General features: G+C 51.4%; 22 protein-coding genes and 1 pseudogene. 16 read left to right on the top strand and 7 right to left on the bottom strand.

The genetic code is table 11. The features are described from left to right. Nucleotides 1–6: 6 nt before the first annotated feature. Genes MTCT_RS01775 through pyrG form a run of 4 tightly spaced genes read left to right on the top strand, consistent with a single transcriptional unit; the run spans nt 7 to nt 4,392 of the window. Nucleotides 7–486: an ACT domain-containing protein gene (locus MTCT_RS01775; RefSeq protein ID WP_048175280.1), complete on the top strand. Its 480-nt coding sequence runs from the start codon at nt 7–9 to the stop codon at nt 484–486. After that, the gene (locus MTCT_RS01780; protein WP_048175281.1) at nt 487–1,509 is read left to right on the top strand and encodes a homoserine dehydrogenase; all 1,023 of its coding nucleotides are present in this window, start codon (nt 487–489) and stop codon (nt 1,507–1,509) included. A gap of 30 nt (nt 1,510–1,539) precedes the next feature. Further along, on the top strand, nt 1,540–2,739 hold the full coding sequence (locus tag MTCT_RS01785) for a cofactor-independent phosphoglycerate mutase (RefSeq protein ID WP_048175282.1): 1,200 nt from the start codon (nt 1,540–1,542) through the stop codon (nt 2,737–2,739). Between the two features lie 51 nt (nt 2,740–2,790). Continuing rightward, on the top strand, nt 2,791–4,392 hold the full coding sequence (gene pyrG, locus MTCT_RS01790) for a glutamine hydrolyzing CTP synthase (RefSeq protein ID WP_048175283.1): 1,602 nt from the start codon (nt 2,791–2,793) through the stop codon (nt 4,390–4,392). Between the two features lie 65 nt (nt 4,393–4,457). Here pyrG and MTCT_RS01795 read toward each other — a convergent pair whose 3' ends face one another. Beyond that, the gene (locus tag MTCT_RS01795) at nt 4,458–6,350 is read right to left on the bottom strand and encodes an STT3 domain-containing protein (protein ID WP_048175284.1); all 1,893 of its coding nucleotides are present in this window, start codon (nt 6,348–6,350) and stop codon (nt 4,458–4,460) included. Beyond that, a pseudogene (locus MTCT_RS09565) lies at nt 6,328–6,492 on the bottom strand (STT3 domain-containing protein); the annotation flags it as partial. The pseudogene MTCT_RS09565 and the gene MTCT_RS01795, both read right to left, overlap by 23 nt. A gap of 372 nt (nt 6,493–6,864) precedes the next feature. On the opposite strand from MTCT_RS09565, the gene MTCT_RS01800 reads away from it, so the two are divergent. The 3 genes from MTCT_RS01800 (at nt 6,865) to MTCT_RS01810 (ending at nt 9,493) form a co-directional block, all read left to right on the top strand. Next, on the top strand, nt 6,865–8,013 hold the full coding sequence (locus MTCT_RS01800) for an A24 family peptidase C-terminal domain-containing protein (RefSeq protein ID WP_048175285.1): 1,149 nt from the start codon (nt 6,865–6,867) through the stop codon (nt 8,011–8,013). Nucleotides 8,014–8,153: 140 nt separating this feature from the next. Next, nucleotides 8,154–8,585, top strand: a complete 432-nt coding sequence (locus MTCT_RS01805; protein WP_048175286.1) for a class III signal peptide-containing protein — start codon at nt 8,154–8,156, stop codon at nt 8,583–8,585. An 8-nt stretch (nt 8,586–8,593) separates the two neighbouring features. Then, nucleotides 8,594–9,493 (top strand): DUF2101 family protein, encoded by a 900-nt coding sequence (locus MTCT_RS01810; protein ID WP_048175287.1) that lies wholly within the window; start codon nt 8,594–8,596, stop codon nt 9,491–9,493. Between the two features lie 76 nt (nt 9,494–9,569). Here the strand turns inward: MTCT_RS01810 and MTCT_RS01815 are convergent, their stop codons facing one another. Continuing rightward, complete coding sequence (locus MTCT_RS01815) at nt 9,570–9,953, bottom strand: hypothetical protein (RefSeq protein WP_010876063.1); 384 nt, start codon at nt 9,951–9,953, stop codon at nt 9,570–9,572. An 85-nt stretch (nt 9,954–10,038) separates the two neighbouring features. Between MTCT_RS01815 and MTCT_RS01820 the strand changes: the two genes are divergently transcribed. From MTCT_RS01820 to MTCT_RS01850, 7 genes are all read left to right on the top strand, one after another. Next, on the top strand, nt 10,039–10,923 hold the full coding sequence (locus MTCT_RS01820) for a hypothetical protein (RefSeq protein WP_048175288.1): 885 nt from the start codon (nt 10,039–10,041) through the stop codon (nt 10,921–10,923). Between the two features lie 15 nt (nt 10,924–10,938). Beyond that, complete coding sequence (locus tag MTCT_RS01825; RefSeq protein ID WP_048175289.1) at nt 10,939–13,011, top strand: hypothetical protein; 2,073 nt, start codon at nt 10,939–10,941, stop codon at nt 13,009–13,011. Nucleotides 13,012–13,013: 2 nt separating this feature from the next. Beyond that, complete coding sequence (locus MTCT_RS01830) at nt 13,014–14,063, top strand: hypothetical protein (protein ID WP_231855325.1); 1,050 nt, start codon at nt 13,014–13,016, stop codon at nt 14,061–14,063. 30 nt (nt 14,064–14,093) lie between these two features. Next, nucleotides 14,094–14,486 carry a hypothetical protein gene (locus MTCT_RS01835; RefSeq protein ID WP_010876068.1) on the top strand — a complete coding sequence of 131 codons (393 nt, stop codon included), beginning with the start codon at nt 14,094–14,096 and terminating at the stop codon, nt 14,484–14,486. Nucleotides 14,487–14,580: 94 nt separating this feature from the next. Further along, nucleotides 14,581–14,985, top strand: a complete 405-nt coding sequence (locus MTCT_RS01840; protein WP_010876069.1) for a hypothetical protein — start codon at nt 14,581–14,583, stop codon at nt 14,983–14,985. An 88-nt stretch (nt 14,986–15,073) separates the two neighbouring features. After that, nucleotides 15,074–15,871: a hypothetical protein gene (locus MTCT_RS01845; protein WP_048060818.1), complete on the top strand. Its 798-nt coding sequence runs from the start codon at nt 15,074–15,076 to the stop codon at nt 15,869–15,871. Then, nucleotides 15,871–16,551 (top strand): TIGR00289 family protein, encoded by a 681-nt coding sequence (locus MTCT_RS01850; RefSeq protein ID WP_010876071.1) that lies wholly within the window; start codon nt 15,871–15,873, stop codon nt 16,549–16,551. Before MTCT_RS01845 ends, MTCT_RS01850 begins: the two co-directional genes overlap by 1 nt. Nucleotides 16,552–16,571: 20 nt before the next feature. Here the strand turns inward: MTCT_RS01850 and MTCT_RS01855 are convergent, their stop codons facing one another. The 3 genes from MTCT_RS01855 to MTCT_RS01865 form a co-directional block, all read right to left on the bottom strand. Then, a complete protein-coding gene (locus MTCT_RS01855; protein ID WP_048175291.1) occupies nt 16,572–16,970 on the bottom strand; it encodes an RNA-binding domain-containing protein in 399 nt (132 codons plus the stop codon). After that, complete coding sequence (locus MTCT_RS01860) at nt 16,963–17,529, bottom strand: AAA family ATPase (RefSeq protein ID WP_048060819.1); 567 nt, start codon at nt 17,527–17,529, stop codon at nt 16,963–16,965. The genes MTCT_RS01855 and MTCT_RS01860 overlap by 8 nt, the downstream gene beginning before the upstream one ends. A gap of 144 nt (nt 17,530–17,673) precedes the next feature. Beyond that, nucleotides 17,674–18,420 (bottom strand): 4-phosphopantoate--beta-alanine ligase, encoded by a 747-nt coding sequence (locus MTCT_RS01865; RefSeq protein WP_048175292.1) that lies wholly within the window; start codon nt 18,418–18,420, stop codon nt 17,674–17,676. 129 nt (nt 18,421–18,549) lie between these two features. On the opposite strand from MTCT_RS01865, the gene MTCT_RS01870 reads away from it, so the two are divergent. After that, a complete protein-coding gene (locus MTCT_RS01870) occupies nt 18,550–18,762 on the top strand; it encodes a hypothetical protein (protein WP_048175293.1) in 213 nt (70 codons plus the stop codon). Nucleotides 18,763–18,775: 13 nt separating this feature from the next. Continuing rightward, nucleotides 18,776–19,798 (top strand): M42 family metallopeptidase, encoded by a 1,023-nt coding sequence (locus tag MTCT_RS01875; protein WP_048175294.1) that lies wholly within the window; start codon nt 18,776–18,778, stop codon nt 19,796–19,798. 18 nt (nt 19,799–19,816) lie between these two features. Here MTCT_RS01875 and MTCT_RS01880 read toward each other — a convergent pair whose 3' ends face one another. Then, complete coding sequence (locus MTCT_RS01880) at nt 19,817–20,008, bottom strand: hypothetical protein (protein ID WP_231855327.1); 192 nt, start codon at nt 20,006–20,008, stop codon at nt 19,817–19,819. Nucleotides 20,009–20,230: the final 222 nt, after the last annotated feature.

Below are 20,230 nucleotides of genomic sequence, written 5' to 3' on the forward strand. Positions count from 1 at the left end.
TTTCAGATGCGGTTAAACCTGGTTATTGAACTCAGAGACGCCCCGGGGCAGCTGGTGTCAGTGCTTGAACCCCTGGGAAGTACCGGCGTGAATATAGTGACGGTTATACATGAGAGAGACCGTGAATACGGCCCGGTGGTGCCCGTGCAGCTCACGGTGGAGGGTGACAGGGAAACACTTGACGCAGCCATAGGCAGGCTCCAGGAGCAGGGTGTTAACATCATTGAGATGGACGGCGCCCCCCTGAGGGAGAAATTCACCACCATACTCATAGGTGACATTGCAGAGGGCGACCTTCAGGAGACGGTGGAGGCCGTGAACAGCGTCCAGGGAGCCAGTGTACTGGACCTCTCCCTCAGAATGTCAGAGGGTAGATCAGCAGCCAGGATAACCGTTGAAGCAGAACACGGCAGCAGGGATGAGGTCCTGAGGAGGATCAATGAAGCCGCCATGGAGAGGAACCTCCTGCTTGTAAGCGAGGTCTAGGTGAGGGTTATGAGGATATGTCTTGTTGGACTGGGAGCTGTTGGTCAGGGATTCCTCAGGGCCGTTCAGATGAAGGGCGAGTATCTGAGGGAAAGGTATGGCCTCGACATAAGGTTCACAGGAGTCGCGGATTCATCAGGAGCCCTCCACGACCCGGATGGCCTTGACATCAGGGGGATACTCGAGCACAAGAAGCGGGCCGGCCTGGGGTCACATCCCTCAGGATACGAGGGGATGACCGGAGATGAACTCCTTGATGAGGCCGAATATGACTGCATGGTGGAGGCAACACCAACAAATATAGAGGACGGCGAACCCGGCAGGTCACTGGTCCTGAAGGCCATGGGTGACGGGAAGCACGTTGTAACATCAAACAAGGGGCACCTGGCCCTTTTCTACTCTGAACTCATGGAGGCGGCCTCTGAGGCAGGTGTTGAGTTCATGTTCGAGGCATCTGTGGGGGGTGCCATGCCCATAATAAACCTTGCAAGGGAGACCCTCGCATCATGCACCATAGAATCTGTGATAGGTATCCTGAACGGTACCACCAACTTCATACTCTCCAGGATGGCCTCTGAGGGATCATCCTACAGGCAGGCCCTCATTGAGGCCCAGGAGCTGGGCATTGCAGAGACAAATCCTGCCCAGGACGTTGAAGGTACTGATGCGGCCTGCAAGGCTGTGATAATCGCCAATTCAATCCTCGGAAGGCCATGCACCCTCAGGGATGTCAGGGTCGAGGGGATCACCGGTATAACCCAGGGGGCCATTGAACTGGCAGCCCAGGAGGGGTACCTCATAAAACTCATTGCAGAGATCTCAGGGGACAGGCTGGAGGTCGGACCCAGGCTGGTGAGAATGGGGTCACCCTACGCCGTGGACGGGACACTGAACATGGCCACCCTCAGGACAGACCTTGCAGGTGAGGTGACAGCTGTTGGACGTGGCGCAGGATCCCTTGAGACGGCCTCGGCCATGCTCACAGACACCATCACCATATGGAGGAAGTCTGGAGGGCGTTAAACGCCTTTACGGTTCTTTTCAGTGATAACCATGAAACATGTTATTCTTGTTGGAGATGGAATGGCGGATTACCCCCTTGATGAACTCGACGGTAAAACACCACTGCAGGTGGCAGATAAGCCCAACATGGACCAGCTTGCAGGGATGGGTGCGTGCGGTCTTCTAAGGACAGTCCCGGAGGGGATGGAGGCGGGTTCAGATGTTGCAAACCTCAGTATAATGGGCTACGACCCCCGCAGGTACTACACCGGGAGGGGCCCCCTTGAGGCTGCAAGCATAGGTGTTGAGCTGGGCGATGATGATGTGGCATTCAGATGCAACCTCATAAACGCTGATGAGATGATCGTGGACTTCAACGCCGGGCACATAGAAACAGCCGAGGCGTCAAGGCTCATAGATGCCCTCAATCATGAACTTGAAACCAGCGGGAGGTTCTATGCCGGTGTGAGCTACAGAAACCTCTTTGTTATAGAGGGGAGGGGCTACACCTCGGTGAGGGTTGAGCCACCCCACGACATAGTGGGAGAGTCTGTGGCCGCACACCTCCCCTCAGGCTCAGAGGAGGCAGACCATATAAGGGAGCTAATGCTGGAATCAGCAGGCGTCCTCAGATCCCATGAGGTGAACCTCAAAAGGGAATCCATGGGTAAGAGACCGGCCACCATGATCTGGCTCTGGGGACAGGGTTTAAGACCATCGATGGAGCCCTTCAGTGAAAGGTACGGTATTAGAGGTGCCACAATAACTGCGGTGGACCTGATAAAGGGCCTGGGCGTATATGCGGGTCTTGAAAACATCCATGTCCCGGGCGCCACAGGTTACCTGGACACAGACTACAGGGCCAAGGGCAGATACGCTGCCGGGGCCCTCGAGGAATACGACTTCCTCTACGTCCATGTTGAGGCACCCGATGAGGCAGGGCATGCCGGTGACGCTGAAGAGAAGATAAGGGCCATAGAGAATATAGACCGCTTCGTCCTCGGAAGGTTACTTGATGCGCTCTCAGACCATGAGCACAGGATAGCGGTCCTCCCGGATCACCCCACACCCATTGAGATCAGGACCCATGTACCCGACCCCGTACCATGCATCCTTGCAGGTGACGGAGTGGATGCTGATCAGGTGAAATCCTATGACGAGTTCACAGTCAGGGAGGGGTCCCTGGGCACATGGGAGGCCCACAGGCTCATGGAAATCATGATGGACCCGGCTGCCCGGTTAAGGCAATGAGTTTTTAACATCCTAATCACATATATTGACCCATCAAACTAATCTGAGGAGTTGGTTCATCTGGCCAAGTACATCGTTGTAACGGGAGGAGTTGTAAGCTCTATTGGAAAGGGAATAACAGCAGCATCAATAGGCAGGATACTCAGATCATATGGATTATCTGTGACAGCCATAAAGATAGACCCCTACCTGAACTGGGACTCAGGGACCCTCAACCCCTACCAGCACGGTGAGGTCTTTGTAACCGATGATGGAATGGAGACAGACCTTGACCTGGGCCACTATGAGAGGTTCCTGGACTCTGATCTCCCTGGTGAGGCCAACATAACAACCGGGAAGGTCTACATGTCCGTCATAAATAAGGAGCGGTCAGGGGATTACCTGGGCTCCTGTGTACAGATAATACCACACATAACCGACGAGATCAAGTCAATGATAAGGAAAATCGCTGATAAAAGCGGTGCTGAGGTGGTACTGGTGGAGGTCGGGGGTACGGTGGGTGACATAGAGGGTCAGCCCTTCTTGGAGGCCCTCAGGCAGCTGAGGAACGAGGAGGGTCATGAGAACGTCATGTTCGTCCATGTGACCTACGTCCCATATCTGAGGGCTGCAGGGGAATTTAAGACCAAACCGACACAGCATAGTACAAAGGAGCTCAGAAGTACAGGTATAAACCCTGATATGATCATCTGCCGGAGTGAGATGCCCATAGACTCCTCACTCAAGAGGAAGATAGCCCACTTCTGTGACGTTGAGGAGGAGGCTGTTGTGAATGCCCCCGACGCATCATCAATCTATGAGGTCCCCCTGGTACTTGACAGTGAGCGGGTGGGGGACTACATAGTCCGGAGGATAGAACTGGATGTTGATGGTGAAGCAGACCTCAGTGAATGGGCAGGGATAGTTGAGTCACTCATGATAGATGAGCCGGTGGTTACCGTTGGAATAGTCGGCAAGTACGTGGAGCTTGAGGACTCATACATAAGTATAAGGGAAGCCCTCAAACATGCAGCGGCACACCTACGGATAAGGGTTGATATTGAGTGGATAAGTGCCGATGATGCAGTAAATGAGGAGGACCTTTCACGTCTCGACTCCATACTCATCCCTGGTGGATTTGGTGAGAGGGGAATCGCAGGAAAACTTGAGGCGGTCAGGTTCGCCCTTGAAAACAGGGTTCCCATCTTCGGCATATGCCTGGGCATGCAGTGCATGGTCATAGAATTCGCAAGGCTCAACGGCATGGAGGGTGCCAACAGTACAGAGTTCGACCCGGAAACCCCCTACCCTGTCATAGACATGATGGAGGAGCAGAAGAGGATAAAGAACATGGGGGGTACCATGCGCCTTGGCTCCTACCAGTGCAGGATAAGGGAGGGTACACTGGCACATGAGGCCTACGGCACCGAACTCGTGGGTGAGAGGCACAGGCACAGGTTTGAACTCAACAACGAGTTCAGGGAGGAACTGGAGAGTAAGGGTCTTATAATCTCAGGAACATCTCCGGACGACTTCCTCGTGGAGATGGTTGAGATAGAGGATCACCCATGGTTCCTCGGATGCCAGTTCCACCCAGAGTTCAGGTCAAGACCAAACAGGGCCCATCCACTCTTTGTATCCTTCCTCAGGGCCGCCCTTGAAAAAAGCCGTTAATAAAGCGGCAAAATCTTTTTTATCTACCGCTACATCTTTAGCAGGAAAAACAGCCCAACTCCTTTTTATCCAGTATTCCAATCCCTGATGGGCTCCCATACCGTGACATCCCTGCTCCTCATGGCTACCCTGAAGACGCCTCCACCATCACCAAGGAGCACCAGCCTGGCGAACATGGAATCCTCATATCCACGCTCCAGGACCACGGTCCGGTTCCTGTCATAGAGTACAAATGCAACGAGACCCCCCTGGGGGTCGCCCTCCACCTTCCTGACACCAGCATCCACGAGGTACAGTTCTGAGACCCTCAAACCATTGAATGAGATCCTCTCACCATCCCAGAGCAGACCGTCACTGGTTCTCAGGGGCCAGCCCTGAACTATACTCCCTGTGGAGTACACCGGCTTCCTGGTTTTTCCTGTGAAGTTCCAGTTACCATAATAGAGTATCCAGTACCCCTTATCAATGAGCCGGTCACAGGTCACAAGGACGTAGCCGGATCTCCTGCTGAGGGTTGAGGCAACTCTCCCTGAAGCAACAGGGTCAAGTCCCCTATCCTGCAGGTACTCTGCCCTTGAGGACCCATCAACAGCCAGCACATCCCCCAGAATGACTGCAGAGCCAGCCGGGTCCCCGGTGGCGTTCAGTACCTCAAGGTAGGCTTCATCACCTGAGGATGCCAGCATGGATAGTATCTCATCTGCCAGGTGGGGGTCCGTCGTTGCAAGGGCCCGGTCCTGCCAGTACTCCCTGTAAACTCCAGGGATACGGGGGTCAAGGGGGTATCCAGGCCCCCTCTTCGCCGCAGTTTCAATGTAGGCCAGTCTGCCATCGAAGTTCACCGGCCTGTTGGCCATGAATGCAAAGAAGTGTCCGTGGACCCAGTTAGAGATCACCACAGTATCAGGCGGGGTTTTGGCTCTTATGTAGTCTGCAGCATCCAGAAGGCTGTCATCCACCCGGGGGTGGAGGGCGCTGTACTGACCCGTACAGATGATGATGGATGGAAGGACCACCATGATGGCGACTGCAACCTGAAGCTTCCTCCTGAAACCGGGGGATACCCTGGAGGCGGTCCCCAGATCTGCAAGGAATAGCGCGGAGGTTATGAGAAGGGGTGCAGTGAGGAGCTCAGAGAACCTTATACCCCAGAGTAGTGAGGCGGCACCTGTGAGGGTCCAGAGGATGATTACCGGGAGCACCATGCTATCCCTCCAGTCACGGAAGAGAGGCCTGAAACCAGCCAGACCCGCCAGGAGGAGGCCGGGTCCAAGGGCCATCAGCACGTCATCAAAACCTGGCCGCTGGAGCTCTGTTATGTTTGCATAGGGGTCAGGGAATGGATCTGCTCTGGCAAGGGGTATCTTCATCAGCCCCACCGGGATGGATGGAATGGCCCGCGGATCCATCAGCACAATGAGAAGCGTGGAGGTGATGAGGAATATGAGGGGTTCTCTTCTACGATACAGGAGCGAGTGGACTATCACCGACAGGGTCATAATCGAGTAGATGAGCTGCCACCCATTCCAGGCTGCGGCGAAGACAGCCATGAGGGCCCCCGAGAGTACGGCCATCCTCCAGTCACCATCCCTGAGAGAAAGGTGGAGTGTTAAGAGGATGGCAAGGGGGAGGACGAGGTTGAACATGTCGGTGTCATAGAAACCAGGGACGGTCCTCATGAAGTAGAAGGGGGCTGCAGTGGCAAGGAGGCCTGCTGTGGTGGCTGATACGTCATCACAGTCAAGGGACCTTGCAACTGCAAAGACAGCGACCCCTGCGAGGGGTGCAATGATGGCTGGAAGCCAGAATGCGGTGTCGGTGAGACCTGGAAGTAACCAGGTGAATAGCAGGTAAAGGGTGACGGTGAGGTGGGGGAGCAGAGGGGGGGTAATCGAGGGGGACCCCGGGAGGGTAATAGGAGTACCTGTCCCACCCGCCCTCTGAGAGTTCACCCTCATTTAAGAGGTTGCTGGCGAGCCTGAGGTTGTAGTAGGAGTCCATATCATACATGAGGGGCTGGGAGTGGGCCTCGCTGTATATTCCAGCCACAGTCACCGTGCCTGCTCTCAGGGCGAAACCTGAAGCGAATATTATGAGCATCAGTAAAACAGCCCTCCTGTCTGCGCCAGCAATCCATTCCCTGATACTGAAGGACAGATAATCACATCCTTACCTTCCCTTTACCATAGATCTCTGGTCCCGGGTTAATATGCTTTATTGCCTTTACTCATATCAGTGCTGCAGTGTTCTGTGAGCATAGATTTTTGGTTAAATGCTGCATATTTCGGTGTCCCTGTATCATGGATTTATCTGTCAGTCTGCAGCCCGGAGTGTGTCCCCTCTGATACGGGGATTGCCGGTGCTGCACCCGGAGAAATCAACCACAAAAACTTAAATAGAGATCACTGAGAATTAATTAATAAATCATGATTTTCTGTAATATCCATCTCTAAGCTTCAAGGAGTGATATTAATGGTCATAGAGTTACTCTCGGTATTCATAGCACTTCTGGCCTGTTTCTATGCTTCATACAGTGATATAAAAAGGGGTATAATACCCAACCGTCTGACATTTCCTGTTATCGGGCTCGGTCTTCTCCTGAATGGTGCGAGGGCCCTCATGGAATCGGATCCCTGGATATTCATTTACACAGCCATCTTCACAGCCGGGATATTCGCCCTGGGATACATCCTCTGGAGGATGGGGGCCTGGGCAGGTGGTGATGTGAAGCTCTTCACAGCGGTAACCTCCCTGCTACCATTCCAGCCGTCACTGGTAAGCTACAGCTTCCTAGGAACAGCCTTCCCTGTCACAGCATCCTACCCCTTTCCACTCACGGTCATAATAAACAGTATACTGGCGCTCCTCCCCTTCCTCCTGGTCTATGTGTTCTTCATCATCTACACATCCCGGAGGCACCTCATGGATGAGTTCATGGAGCCCCTGCGTCAGTACAGGACCAGCATGGTCTTGGCCCTGGTTATAACATCCGCCGTTACCCTGACATTCATCATAACAGACTTCCTCCCCTTCCAGATCATAGTACTTTCCCTGATCCTTGTCTACCTCCTCACCATGGTCATATCACGCCTACCGCCAAGGGTTAAGGCGGTTATAGTATCGGTGATCATAGTCTACTCGCTCTACACGAACTTTGAGCTGACCGTGAGTGGAGTTGTAATTCTCTGGGTCTCCATAACGGTTATACAGCTCATAAGGAAGCTCCTCACATCCATCACGAGGGAGGCCCTCCAGGACACCATGGGGGTGGATGAACTGAAGGAGGGCATGATACTTGCAAGCACCCTCTACAGGAAGGGTGATGAATACTACTTCGATGACAGTTCACTCCTGGACAGGTTCCGGACAGCTGCGAGGACCGGTGATGTATCTGCACTGACCTACAGGGGTGAACCTGTGGTATCTGCCATGGCGGCCGGTCTCCGGGAGGAGGAGATTGAGACCCTCAGGGACCTTGTATCCAGGGGCAGGATAAAGGATGAGTTCCGGATAAGACGCGGCATGCCCTTTGCCCCTGCAATCTTCATAGGGCTTCTGGTTTCACTCCTCATAGGGGACCTTGCAATGATACTCTTCAGGTTATTTGACATCATATTCTAGTTCAGTTGGTGAGGGTTACCGGTCTGGTGAGCCAGATAATGGTAACGGGGTGGGCACTGCCATGATCTCCCCGGATCTTCACCAAATATATAAGTGTAGCCCTACAGAATCTAATACAGAGATGTTTAAAGGTGATCTATATGGATAGCAGGGGACAGGTCTCCCTGGAGTACCTTCTGCTGATACTCGTGGTCCTCCTCATCCTTGGAGGAGTAACGATACCCCTCATAGGAAGTTCAATTGAGGCAAGCACTGATGTTTCAAGGGCATCAGATGCCAAGGTGGCTGTTCAGACCATTGCAAATGCGGCTGACATAGTATACGCCAACGGGCCGGGTGCAAAGAGGACGGTGAGCTTCTACATACCGGTTGATGGAGTCCTCATCACCGGCAATAACAGCGTCATATTCACAGTCACCTACACCAACGGCACGGTATCAAATATAACTGCACCGACACAGTACAACGTGACATCACAGTCCGTGGAGGTGCAGAGGGGATGGTACACAGCTGTGATATACTGGCCACTGGATTCAAACAACGTTGTTGTAACGAATGTGACAAGGAAGTAGGTGATTGAATGGATTTCTTCTCAAGACTCGGCAGTGCAGTGATAGCTCTATTTAACATCATGGGAACCGTCATATTTGAACTGGTAAGGCTCCCCGGGAGGATGAGGAGGGCTGCCTCAGGTCTGCGGGAGGGACTCTCCAGGGTCGAGGTGGATGAAATACGGGATAAAATTCATGACAAAACAAGGACGATAGGGGAGCGAATACCGGTGCAGCGTGATGAGGAGGTCAGGGAGATCCTTGAGGAGGCACGGAACCATGACATCAGGATACCTGAGGACGATGCACCCATAATAATCAGGACCCCGCAATTTGACCCGGCAGAGAAGGAGAATGCTGTCCTCAAACTCCAGATTGCAGCCTCACTCTTCATCATAATATCCATAGTCTATGTCTTCAACTTCATATCCATCCTTGTGTTCCTTCCGGCTGCCCTTCTGCTCCTAGCTCTCCTCCTTTACATACTCTACAGACAGATAAGGGTAATGTACCCCGGGGACTTTGAGGCCTACAGGGACTTCTTCCTCATGTACGTGGCTGTGGGTGTGGTTATAATCCTTGTCTCAGGCAACTCGGCCCTGACAATGGCGTTTCCATTCGTATTCTTCCCTGCCCTCACAACGCTCCTCTTCGCGGTGATCGCGGTTGCAGCGGTCTTCCTGATATTCAGGGTGAGGTATGTGCGTGACTACACCTTCGGTGAGGTTATAGAGGTGGGTGAGAACACCTCCTATGTACGTGTTGACTATGATATAAGGAGCAACGTCAAACCCGATGTTTACATAGTTGAGAATAATGGCTTCCATGTTGATGTCCATGATACTGTGAAGCTTGCAGTTGAGGGCTCGGTCATGAGCATGAGGGGTAACAGGCCGGTGAGGATAATAGGAGTGGAAGGCCTCCGCTGATTAATAACCCTTAATTTTTCAGATTCTATGCGGAACCTTAATGTTGCACTGAAAAATCAAATATCAGGGATATCGCCTATATCTGGACCGTGTATGTCCTGTCCCCAAGTCTGACGGTGGTGCTGTTAACCGGTTTCACACCGCTGACGGTGAGGAGTGACTCCACAGTCCTGTTGATGACCAGGGCACGGTACTCAGGGGGAACCGGCCTTTCAAAGGAGATGCTTATCACCCTGTTGCTCCCGCCGGTGATCTTTATGCCGGTGACCCTCATGGGTTTCATCGATACATTCGTATAGGACATCTCAGATATGGCGCCGGTCGCGCCCTCCCTGGCAGCGGTTGCGATGCTGTTTTCCTGTGACTGGGGGCCTGCGATTGATGAGAAAACAAGTACAATTACCACTATGAATGAAACGATCAAAAGAAACTCGGCTGATATCTGTCCCCTGAAGTCCATAATACATCCCTCACGTTGATATATGGATAAATATATAATAATAGTTACTGTCATAGATTATGTTATAAAATGGAAGGGGATAAGATTGAGGGATTTACTGTCTGATAGAAGGGGATTCGCATTTTCACTTGATGTACTCCTGGCCATAATACCATTAACCATACTGCTCGGTATGCTGGCAGCTGACATGGACAACATCATGTATCTCACCCAGAGCACCGTCTATCAGAGCTCCCTTGACCGTCAGGCATCTGATGTAGCCGACGCCCTGGTGGAATCATCCGGGACCCCACCTGACTGGGAACAGAAGGGAAACCCTGATAGCATAGGACTTGCAAGGTACGACCCGGTCAGAAAAATTCCCCAGAAGAACTACCTCTCCCCTGCCAAGATCGCAGGGATTAACACAACGAATATGGGGGAACTGGTGGGTCCCGAGTATGGATACTACATCAACATAAGCACCACCGAGGGCCTCACAGTGAGGACCCTGGGGACACTCAACACCAGCGCCCCTGACATTGCAAGGGTTGAACGCTACGTCCTCACAACAAAGGTGGAGCGTGTTGGTTCACTGGAGGGCCTCATAAGGGACGCCGGGCAGCCAAGGACATACACAACCAACTTCCCCACCAATGATGCCTATCTGAGGATATATGACTACTGGGTCCTTGTTATAAACAGGGGGTACGATTCTGCCTTCGTGGATGTTAACAACAACCGTGTCGTGCCACCAAATGAGATAAACAGGCATATAACCGAGATAAAGAAGCAGATAAATGAGACCTACCTCTACAATTACACAGAGTTCAGGGACAACATACTGAGTGTCAGGACCCAGAGTAACCCCGGGGCTTCCATGGATGTATACATCCTTGCAGCGCCGAAGGGGACACCCCCAGGGCAGATAACACTGGACAATGTGAGGGTAAGACCCGCAAGGTTCGTCCTGTATCTCTGGTTAAAGTGATTGAAAGGTGATGAAATGATCCGTGGTTTCAATGATGATGAGGGTGGATTCATATTCACAACGGACGCAGTACTGGCACTCATAGTTGTATTCATATTCACAGCGTCAATCGTAACCTACTTCGCCCTGCCCAGTTACATGGGGGCTGACCACCAGCACCTTGAGGCCCTCGCAGCGGATGCACTGGATATTATGAGGCAGGACGGGACCCTCTACTCTGCAGCCGCCATGTACTCACGCAACAACACCGCGGGGGCAGAGAACCTCATAGAGTCCGAGTTACAGTCCCTGCTACCTCCAGGGGTTGGTTATGAGTTCAAGATGGGGCCATATCCGACCCTGAGGAACGATAGCGGCATACTCGTCTCAAGGGACACTGCATCAAGGGCCATCGTTATTTCAGGACCTGAGGAGGGCTGGCTCGGACGCGCATGGTACAAGATGGAGGAGGTCACCCTCGAGGACCAGGAGATAAACTCAACAACAACGGTCTGGAACTTCCATAACTGGCTTAGTAACTACTGGAGCAGTCTCTATTATAGACCATACTGGGGTTACCAGACAGCCCCCAGAAACATCAGCTTCTCTGTCCCATCAACCAGTATCAACTGGGGAAGGTTTCTCCTGGGGTCCTGCAACCGGCGGAACCGGTCATCCTACGGGGCGAATGTTGTTATAAACAATGTGCCGCATATCGTGAGAAACGACAGTTTCACCTTCCTCAACCTCCGTCCCGGGACCACGAGGGAGCTCATGTACAACTATCAGGGTAACATCACATCCCTCACCGGCGGAAGCAACAACTTCTATGTCCAGTTCACAAACATGACCACAACAGGGAGCAGCGACTATGACCTTCCCTGGTTCTCAATAATAGCCAACTACACAACCACCATAAAGGTCCCGAAGGGTATCATCACCCGGACCTTCCAGTTCAATGATGCTGCGGGACTGGCGGTGCCAAGCCTCACAAGGTTAGATACGAATGGGACCCTAGGTTACGGACGTATATATGACCTGAACACGGGCACAGTCACCAGCCTCAACACCAGGAGGGTAATAACCTGGAACAGCATGGTCAGACAGAATCATGCCTACTCAGACGGTCTCCCCTTTGTAATTGATAGCGTTAATGGTTGGACTGCTGATGGTTCCGCGGTGAGCGTCACCCAGGACATACCGATACCTCCCGGTTCAAGGATACTTGACGCCTACACCGTCGTGAACCCATACGGTGGTGTTGACGATGCCCTGGTGGAGGTCTGGAACGGCACAGCATGGAATGTGGCCTTCTGTTCATTTGATTACGGAGGCGTGGATTACAGTACAGTCAGTGACGGATACGGTAACGTGCCGGGGATAGTCTACATCAGGGACTACCTCCGGGCTGGCCAGACAAACAGGGTCCGCGTCACAATATGGGACAACGTTCCGGGACAGGACTACGACCTCGTGGGTCTTGTTGACTCCTACTCCACGGTATCATACACATCACTCCCGATCCAGTGGCACAACTATCCCTTCAACAGTTACCAGAACTCAACAAATGTATCAGCACCTGTTAGACAGTTCACCATAGGATCAGACGCCAAGAAGGTCCTCCTCTTTGTTGGGGCAGGCCTGGATACTAAGTCGATTAAGGTTGAGGTTAAAAACTCAACCAGTGCCTGGACCCAGCTCTACAGCGGGCCGGTGCCATTCTCCCTGGATATCGGGGCCATCGATGTGGCCGGGAGCAGGATATTCACGACAGGCGGAAACCCCGGCAACTACAGCACAAGGCCCGGCACATACAATATCCGTGTAACCATAAACTCAGGTGCTGGATGGGAGTCAGGGGACTCCAACGCCGAGATATACTCCGGTACACGGGTGGCCGTGATCTACCCGAAATTCCTGGCCAACATGTGGGCCACAGAATACGCCAATGATGCATACACGGCCCAGGCCCTTGCCAGGCAGGAGCTCATAGCCATGCTCCAGGCATCAGGTTACAGCATTGACCCCTCACTGATAAGGACAGAGGCACTCTACACCGGGGATATACCGAACTCCCTGCCGGTTAGATTAACACTATGGAGGGATTGATTATGGGGATAATTGGCGATGAGGATGGATACGCATTCACACCCCTCGCAGTGCTCCTCTTCATACCGGTCATCATAATAGCCATATCATACGGGGACATCGTCAACGAGGCCAACATGCTGGCAGCACTCTCAACGGGTGGTGATGTCACCATAACCGTTGTGGGTTCAATATATTCAACTGTGGAGAAGGCTGCGGCTGACGCCGGACGTAACGCGGCCTACAATGCATCAAGGAATGTCATAGACAATGCAGAGTTCTTCCCGCAGGGGACAAGCAAGGCGAATATAACAGAGAACGTTGTGAATGCCCTGAATGACAACATCATAAACACGTCCCTGGAACTTGAAAGGCAGACCGGTCGCCAGATCTACATCAACAATGTACCCATAAACAATTACACCAGCGCCACATTCACAACCTCCGACGTGACCCTTACACAGGACGACCCCTTCGGGTTCAGGGTTGAGATAAGGAGGGGCATACCCCTGAAGATTGTCCAGCAGGACCAGGTCTATGAGTTCACACTCCCGCCGGTCTCATCATATGTGAGCCTTGAGGGTATAGAGGACCCCTACATATGGATAAACACGAAGTTCCGTACAAGTAACGTCATATACAAGTACCCATACTATGCAACTAACGGTACCTACGCCGATTACCGCCTGAATGAGAGTATTGATAATGCGGGCCGCCTTCAGAACCTGTGGTACTGTCTTAACGGGACAGATAACCCCAGTAACATCACCCCGAGGCCCTATTACTTCGTGGACCCCAACGGACTCTCCTTCTTTGACCGGCTTGAGAACCGTTCAAGCTCCGCTGATCCTGCCTACGCAAGGATGAGCACCTTCATAATAGGGGATCCACTACTTGAGGACCACAACGGCAACCAGTACATATCGAAGGTCGACAGGGAATACTTCCTTGGAATCGCAGGTACAACCATAAAGGTCAGGAAAAATGACATGTACGACCCGCTGGGGGCACCCTTCTGTCTCTCAGCAACCTACAAGAACCTCCTAGGTCTTGCTGCAAACAACTACAATTAATGTTTTGAGTCAGCAGTTAAAGGTGATCCAATGGATGAAGGTGGAGTTTTAAGTATAGATTTCCTCTTTGCAACACTGATAGCCCTCATAATAATTGCGGGTATGGTCAGCATGGTGGACAGTGAACTCTCAAGGACACAGGCCGGTGAACTGGGCCAGGCAAGGATGATGGGTGAACGTGTTGCAGGTGCCGTCAATGCAGCATACACCAATGGTCCAGGGTTTGCCGTTAACCTTACACTACCCTCTGATTTTCCCTACACCGTTGAGGTGAGGAACGGGCAGGTCACCGTGTTCTACAAATCCCAGAGGATCAAACTGAGTATCATACCGAAGGTGAATGTGACCACAACCAACATGACCCCTGGAAAATACACTGTGAGGAACCAGAACGGTACAATAACCGTAACGAAGATAACCTGAGCACTGTGAGGAACCGGTACAATAACGGTAATGAAGATACTGAGATCCTGATACGCCAATGAGCTGACATTATGAGATTTAAGGAGGAAATACCTTGCTTGATGATCTTAGATGGGAATATAAGGCCCTCATACTTATCGGCATAGTCACAATTTCAATAGTAATCTACTCATACAGCTCCTTCAATTCAGGTGAAAGGGAGCGGATTTCAGATTCCAGCCCTGTTGAGCCTCAGCCCCAGCCGGTGCCCATCAACATCCCCAACATGACATCAGAGAACACCAGCAGCAGCACAGAGAATGTAACAGCCGAGGAGGCAAGGCAGATAGCCGGTGAATCGGGTTACACTGCGGGCCAGCCATCGAGGGGTTCAATCACTATAAACGGTACCGATGTTCCTGTCTGGGTTGTTCCGCTTCAGAGGGGTGGCAGGACCGTCAGGGAGGTCTATGTCAGTATTGAGGGCGGCCAGATAGTTGGCAAGAGGGAATTCCAGTGAGCCATCTGATCACAAGATATTTAAGTTCCCATGAAATACTATTGATAAACTGTTAAAAAGCCTTCTATAAGGATCTGCGGTGAATACAATGGACGTTCTAGGTGTAACTGTAATGCTGGCCCTCTTTATTCTACTGCTTGCATTCATATTCTCTACAGGTCTCATGACACCAATAATCGGGAAGAAGAACCTGCTATTTGTGGTTTTCATAGGCTTCATTGCAGGGACGGTCGGCGGGGCCTTCTTAATATCCCCTGTCTATGATGAGATCCCCGAGATCGCGAGGGGGGTATACATCTCCACTGAAGGTGGCACAGAGAATGTAACGGCTGATGTTTCAACAGCCACGGATATAATGAAGCTCACAGAGGAACTCGCAGCCCAGGAGGGGGTTGTGGATGTCCATTCAGAGGGGATAGTGATAAGGACTGACAGATTTTCAGAGAACCGTAAAAGGATAATAGAGGAGAAGGTATCGATAATAGACTCCAACATAACATCAGGGAAGGTTTACACAAACGGCACAATAATTTTACAGGTTAAAAAGGGCTACAATCCTGTAAAAGCCCTTGAAAACCTTGCAGAGTGGTTAATGTACACTGGAGGCATAAAAACAAGGTACAGCACCGTCCACCTGGTGGTGGAGGTGAAGCCCCAGAATGTTGACCAGGTGGTATCCTACCTCCAGGCAAGGGAGATAGTTGTTACCGGGGTGAAGGGTCCAGCCGAGGAGAAGGTGGCTGCATTGAAGAGATCACTCCCGGATAAATCCAACATAGTACTCTTCTGCGGTGTCCTCGGAATGCTAACAGGACTTGCAGGTGTTTTCATTGACTCCATCTTCGGCTTTGTGAGGGGTATATACCAGAGATACAGGGGTGTCTGATGAGGTCTGCAGTTCTATATTCAGGTGGTAAGGACAGCACGATGGCCCTTTACCATGCACTGCAGGAATCTGAGGTCGAATTTCTGGTATCTGTGATCTCAGATAACCCTGAATCCCATATGTACCATGTGCCCAACATACACCTGACAGCCCTCCTTGCAGAGGCCGTTGGAATACCCCTCATAGAATCCAGGACCGCAGGGGTTGAGGAGGAGGAGGTTGAGGACCTCGCCGGCACACTTAAGACCCTGAGGGAGAGGGGTGTGGAGGCTGTCTACTCCGGGGCTCTCTACTCCGAGTATCAGAAGTCAAGGATAGACTCCATCTGCAGGAGGCTGGGTTTAAGGTCAGTGGCACCCCTCTGGCACAGGGACCCCCTGGATTACATGGAGGAGATAGTTGACCTTGGATTCAGGGTCATGGTGACGGCTGTTGCAGCTGAGGGTCTTGATGAGTCATGGCTTGGGAGGATAGTTGACAGAAAGATGATAGATGAACTGGCGGATCTGAGTGAGAGGTACGGTATAAACCCTGCATTTGAGGGTGGTGAAGCCGAATCACTGGTCCTTGACGGTCCAATATTTAAGAAGCGACTCGAGATACTTGAATACGAAAAGAAGTGGTTCTTTGATAATGGCTTCCTGGACATAAAGAGGGCTGTGCTGGTTGATAAGGATTAGGTTAAGGTCTGACTGTGAGCTCAATCAGCAACGTCTTCAGGGACTGAGACATCGGGTGCCAGCCAGTCTATTAAACCCATTATATCGTCTGATTCAATCTCCACAAGTATGTCACCCAGTGCGGAGATGGACTCCTCAAGGACGTTCACCCGGTTCATAAGGGCGGCCTGTTTGTTAATGTAAAACCATGTTGAATTGCCCCTGAGGTGTTTTTTGAGTATATTCCTTGCCGTGAGCCTTATCCTCCTCTTTTCAAGGGCCTCCTGGAGGTTCCTGAGGCTCCCGCTATCACCGGTGCCCCTCACGGCGTCATCTTCAACCTCAATTTCAAGTTCAGGGAAGACGTTGAGAACAGCCTCCCCAACCTTCTCTGGATCCTCTGTCGCCCTGACCGGGGCTTCAACTTTAACTTTATCCATCCTCTTGTCCTCCTCTGCTGCTCTCCTCACCCTTCTCTGCAAGTTTCCTGAGTATCTGCTTTGCCTGTTTTTTTATCTTCCATATCGGGCCCTCATTGACTATCATATAATCTGAGGTCGCTATGACGTCGCCTATGCCGAATCCAAGTTCTCTTTCGTCTCTTTCAACGAATTCTGCATACCTCTGAGAGTCGTCCTCCCTCTGCCTCTTCCGGAGCCTCCTGAAGCGGGTCTTTCTTGTTGAGAATACTGATATGACCCTGAAGCCAGGGAACCTTTTTCTGAATATCTCGACCTCATGGGGGCTCCTTATTCCCTCTATCAGGAACATTTCTGATTCTGACTCCTGAATCCTTTCAACGCACTTTTCGGCAACCACGTACTTACCGTATTCCTCCCTGAGGCGAACGGCCGTCACACCGGGGTCCTCACCTCGCTTCCGGGCTTCATCCCTTATTACGTCACCCATCCTTATAACCCTGAAACCCATCGACTCAGCTATCCTTGATACAACGCCCTTCCCTGCGCCGGGCATCCCTGTAACTCCAATAACCACCATATTCACACGCTCAGGATTCTTGATCTGCTTGAGGATTCCCCTCTGGTGAAATCCTTCCAGAAATCAGATTCTTTTTTTCTCTGCAGTTATTCTATTGTGCCATACCATATATGGATACTGCGAATACTCTACAACTGCACAGGTTCACAGTTCTGGATTGTATCTCCGGAGGTCTATAAGTTTTAGGGTCTCCCTGATGTTCTCAGGGTTATCGAATTCCTCGACGATAAGCTCAAGTTCATCCCGGGATAGGTCCTCAAGTTCCCTTACCGCTTCTATGAGGGCTGGTATGGCCCTTACAATGTTATCTGTTATGCTTATACTTGCCTTCCGGGATGTCCTTGACAGCGGGTTCAGGTCAATGGTTATAACAGTCTTACCTGACTTACGTAGTATCTCTGTCCTGTCCCCGTCCTCGAGGGGAACCAGGACCACGTCGGCACTGTAGATCCCATCAGGGCTTGCTGTTGCCCTCGGACTCTTTATATCATCGATGTAGAGCAGTTCGTCTGTTCCGAGGACCTCCCTGGCACCATTTTCCAGGAGGACCTCCTCTATTAGTCTGACCCTCTTCTCTGTCCGGTGGAAGAGGTTTATCTCGATCTTTCCCCCGATTGCATCTGCAAGTTCAACCACAGCTCCCGGGACAAGGGCGGCGGTGTTGCCGTTAACCGATATAACAGGGTTTTTTGCAAGGAGGAGTGCTGCAGCAGCAGCTCTTATGGCCCTCGCAGCGGGTTCTGTGGTCCTTTCACCCAGCAGGTAGTCGAAGGCCTCACCCCTGCCATGGGCGATCATGCCTGAATCTGCGAGTATACCCTTACGCCAGGCCTCTGTTATCATCTCTCTCTGTATCAGTGAATGGTAACGTGGATGGTCCCTTGAAATCATGTTAATGTATTGTACCGGATACTTTAATAAGTTTATTTAAGTCCAGGATGTGGGCCTCCTACTGATGTGATCTCTTCAAGTAAGGTTTTATATCCACCTTGAAGATAAATAGAGCCGGAGGAATAAATCATGGAAGATGAAGTGGAAATCAAGCGAAAACCCAGAAGGCCTTCAGATGGAGGGAGGCTCTGGGGGGTCTATCTTGGAGCTATAATGGTGATAATAGGGATGCTGTGGTTTGCCTTCGCTGCAGGGATCATACCCCCACAGTATTCAAGGTTCTGGCCCCAGGCCCTCCTGGTTATTCTCGGAATTCTGATAATCATAAAGTCAGCTAGATGATCCGGTGGTAATCATGAAGGAACTCATGAAGCGTCTTTCAGTTGCAAGTGGAATCTCTGGATTTGAAGGTGAGGTAAGGGATATCATAAGATCTGAACTCGAGGGACATGTCGATGAGATTGAGGAGGACAGCCTCGGTAACATCATCGCCGTGAAGAGGGGGTCCGGTCCCTCAATCATGCTGGCAGCCCACATGGATGAGATAGGCCTCATGGTGAGGCACATCGATAAGAAGGGCTTCATAAGGTTTTCAAAGATAGGCGGAATCAGTGACCAGATGATACTCAACCAGGCGGTCTGGATCCACGGGGAAAACGGACCCGTGATGGGTGTCATCGGCTCAAAGCCACCCCACAGGATGAAGGCCTCTGAGAGGAAGAAGGTCACCACCCATGATAACATGTTCATAGACATAGGCGCCTCTTCAAGGGAGGATGCAGAGGAACTGGTGGCTGTGGGGGACCCCATAACCTTCCATGCGCCCTACAGTGAACTCGCCAACTCCCGCTTCACAGGGAAGGCCCTTGACAACCGTATAGGCTGCCTTGTAATGGTTGAGGTCCTAAAGAGGGTTGAAACCGGTGTAACCGTTTATGGTGTTGGAACGGTCCAGGAGGAGGTTGGTCTCAAGGGTGCCAAGACCTCAGCATTCAGGCTCAACCCGGACATGGCCCTGGCCCTGGATGTTACAATAGCCGGGGATCATCCAGGGATGAAGGAGGAGGAGGCCCCTGCGAAGCTCGACGGCGGACCCGCCATAATCCTCACCGATGCCAGTGGCAGGGGTATAATAACCCATCCACGTGTGAAGGACTGGCTACTTGAGACTGCAAGTGAGGAGGACATACCTGTCCAGATAGAGGTGAGTGAGGGGGGTACAACCGATGCAACCGCCATTCATCTCACAAGGGAGGGGATACCCGCAGGCGTGGTCTCTGTGCCTACAAGGTACATCCATACAACGGTGAGCATGGCAAGCATGAAGGACATCGAGATGACCGTTGATCTCCTTGTTAAGGCAATTGAAAGATTGTAACTCCCCTCAATAATTTTTTTAGCTGGACATCAGCTTCGTTTTTCCGTCGAAGTAGAATATGTAGGGGCTGTCACTCCAGCGGTCATAGACCTCAACAACATATTTAGCCCCATTCCCGAAGTTTTCAGGGTATATAATATCCCTGAGCAGTTCATTGATGTTCTCATCGGAGACCCGTGTTTTCCAAGGAAATTCGCACTCTCTTTTCATTTCGAACACCCTTATTACGACTTTCCTTTTATTCAAGGTTAAAACCTCCATCTAATAATAACCATAAAAATTAATGTAATAATATAATATATAAATTTATCTGATTATTATGAATCTCCTTTAAGATAAGGTAATTAATTCTGTTATTTTTATGTATCTGGGGGTGAATTAGTAAAAGGAATCAATTCTGTTATTTCTATGCATTCGGTGGAACTTAGATCA

It is taken from the genome of Methanothermobacter sp. CaT2 (genome assembly GCF_000828575.1).
Taxonomy (GTDB): Archaea; Methanobacteriota; Methanobacteria; order Methanobacteriales; family Methanothermobacteraceae; genus Methanothermobacter.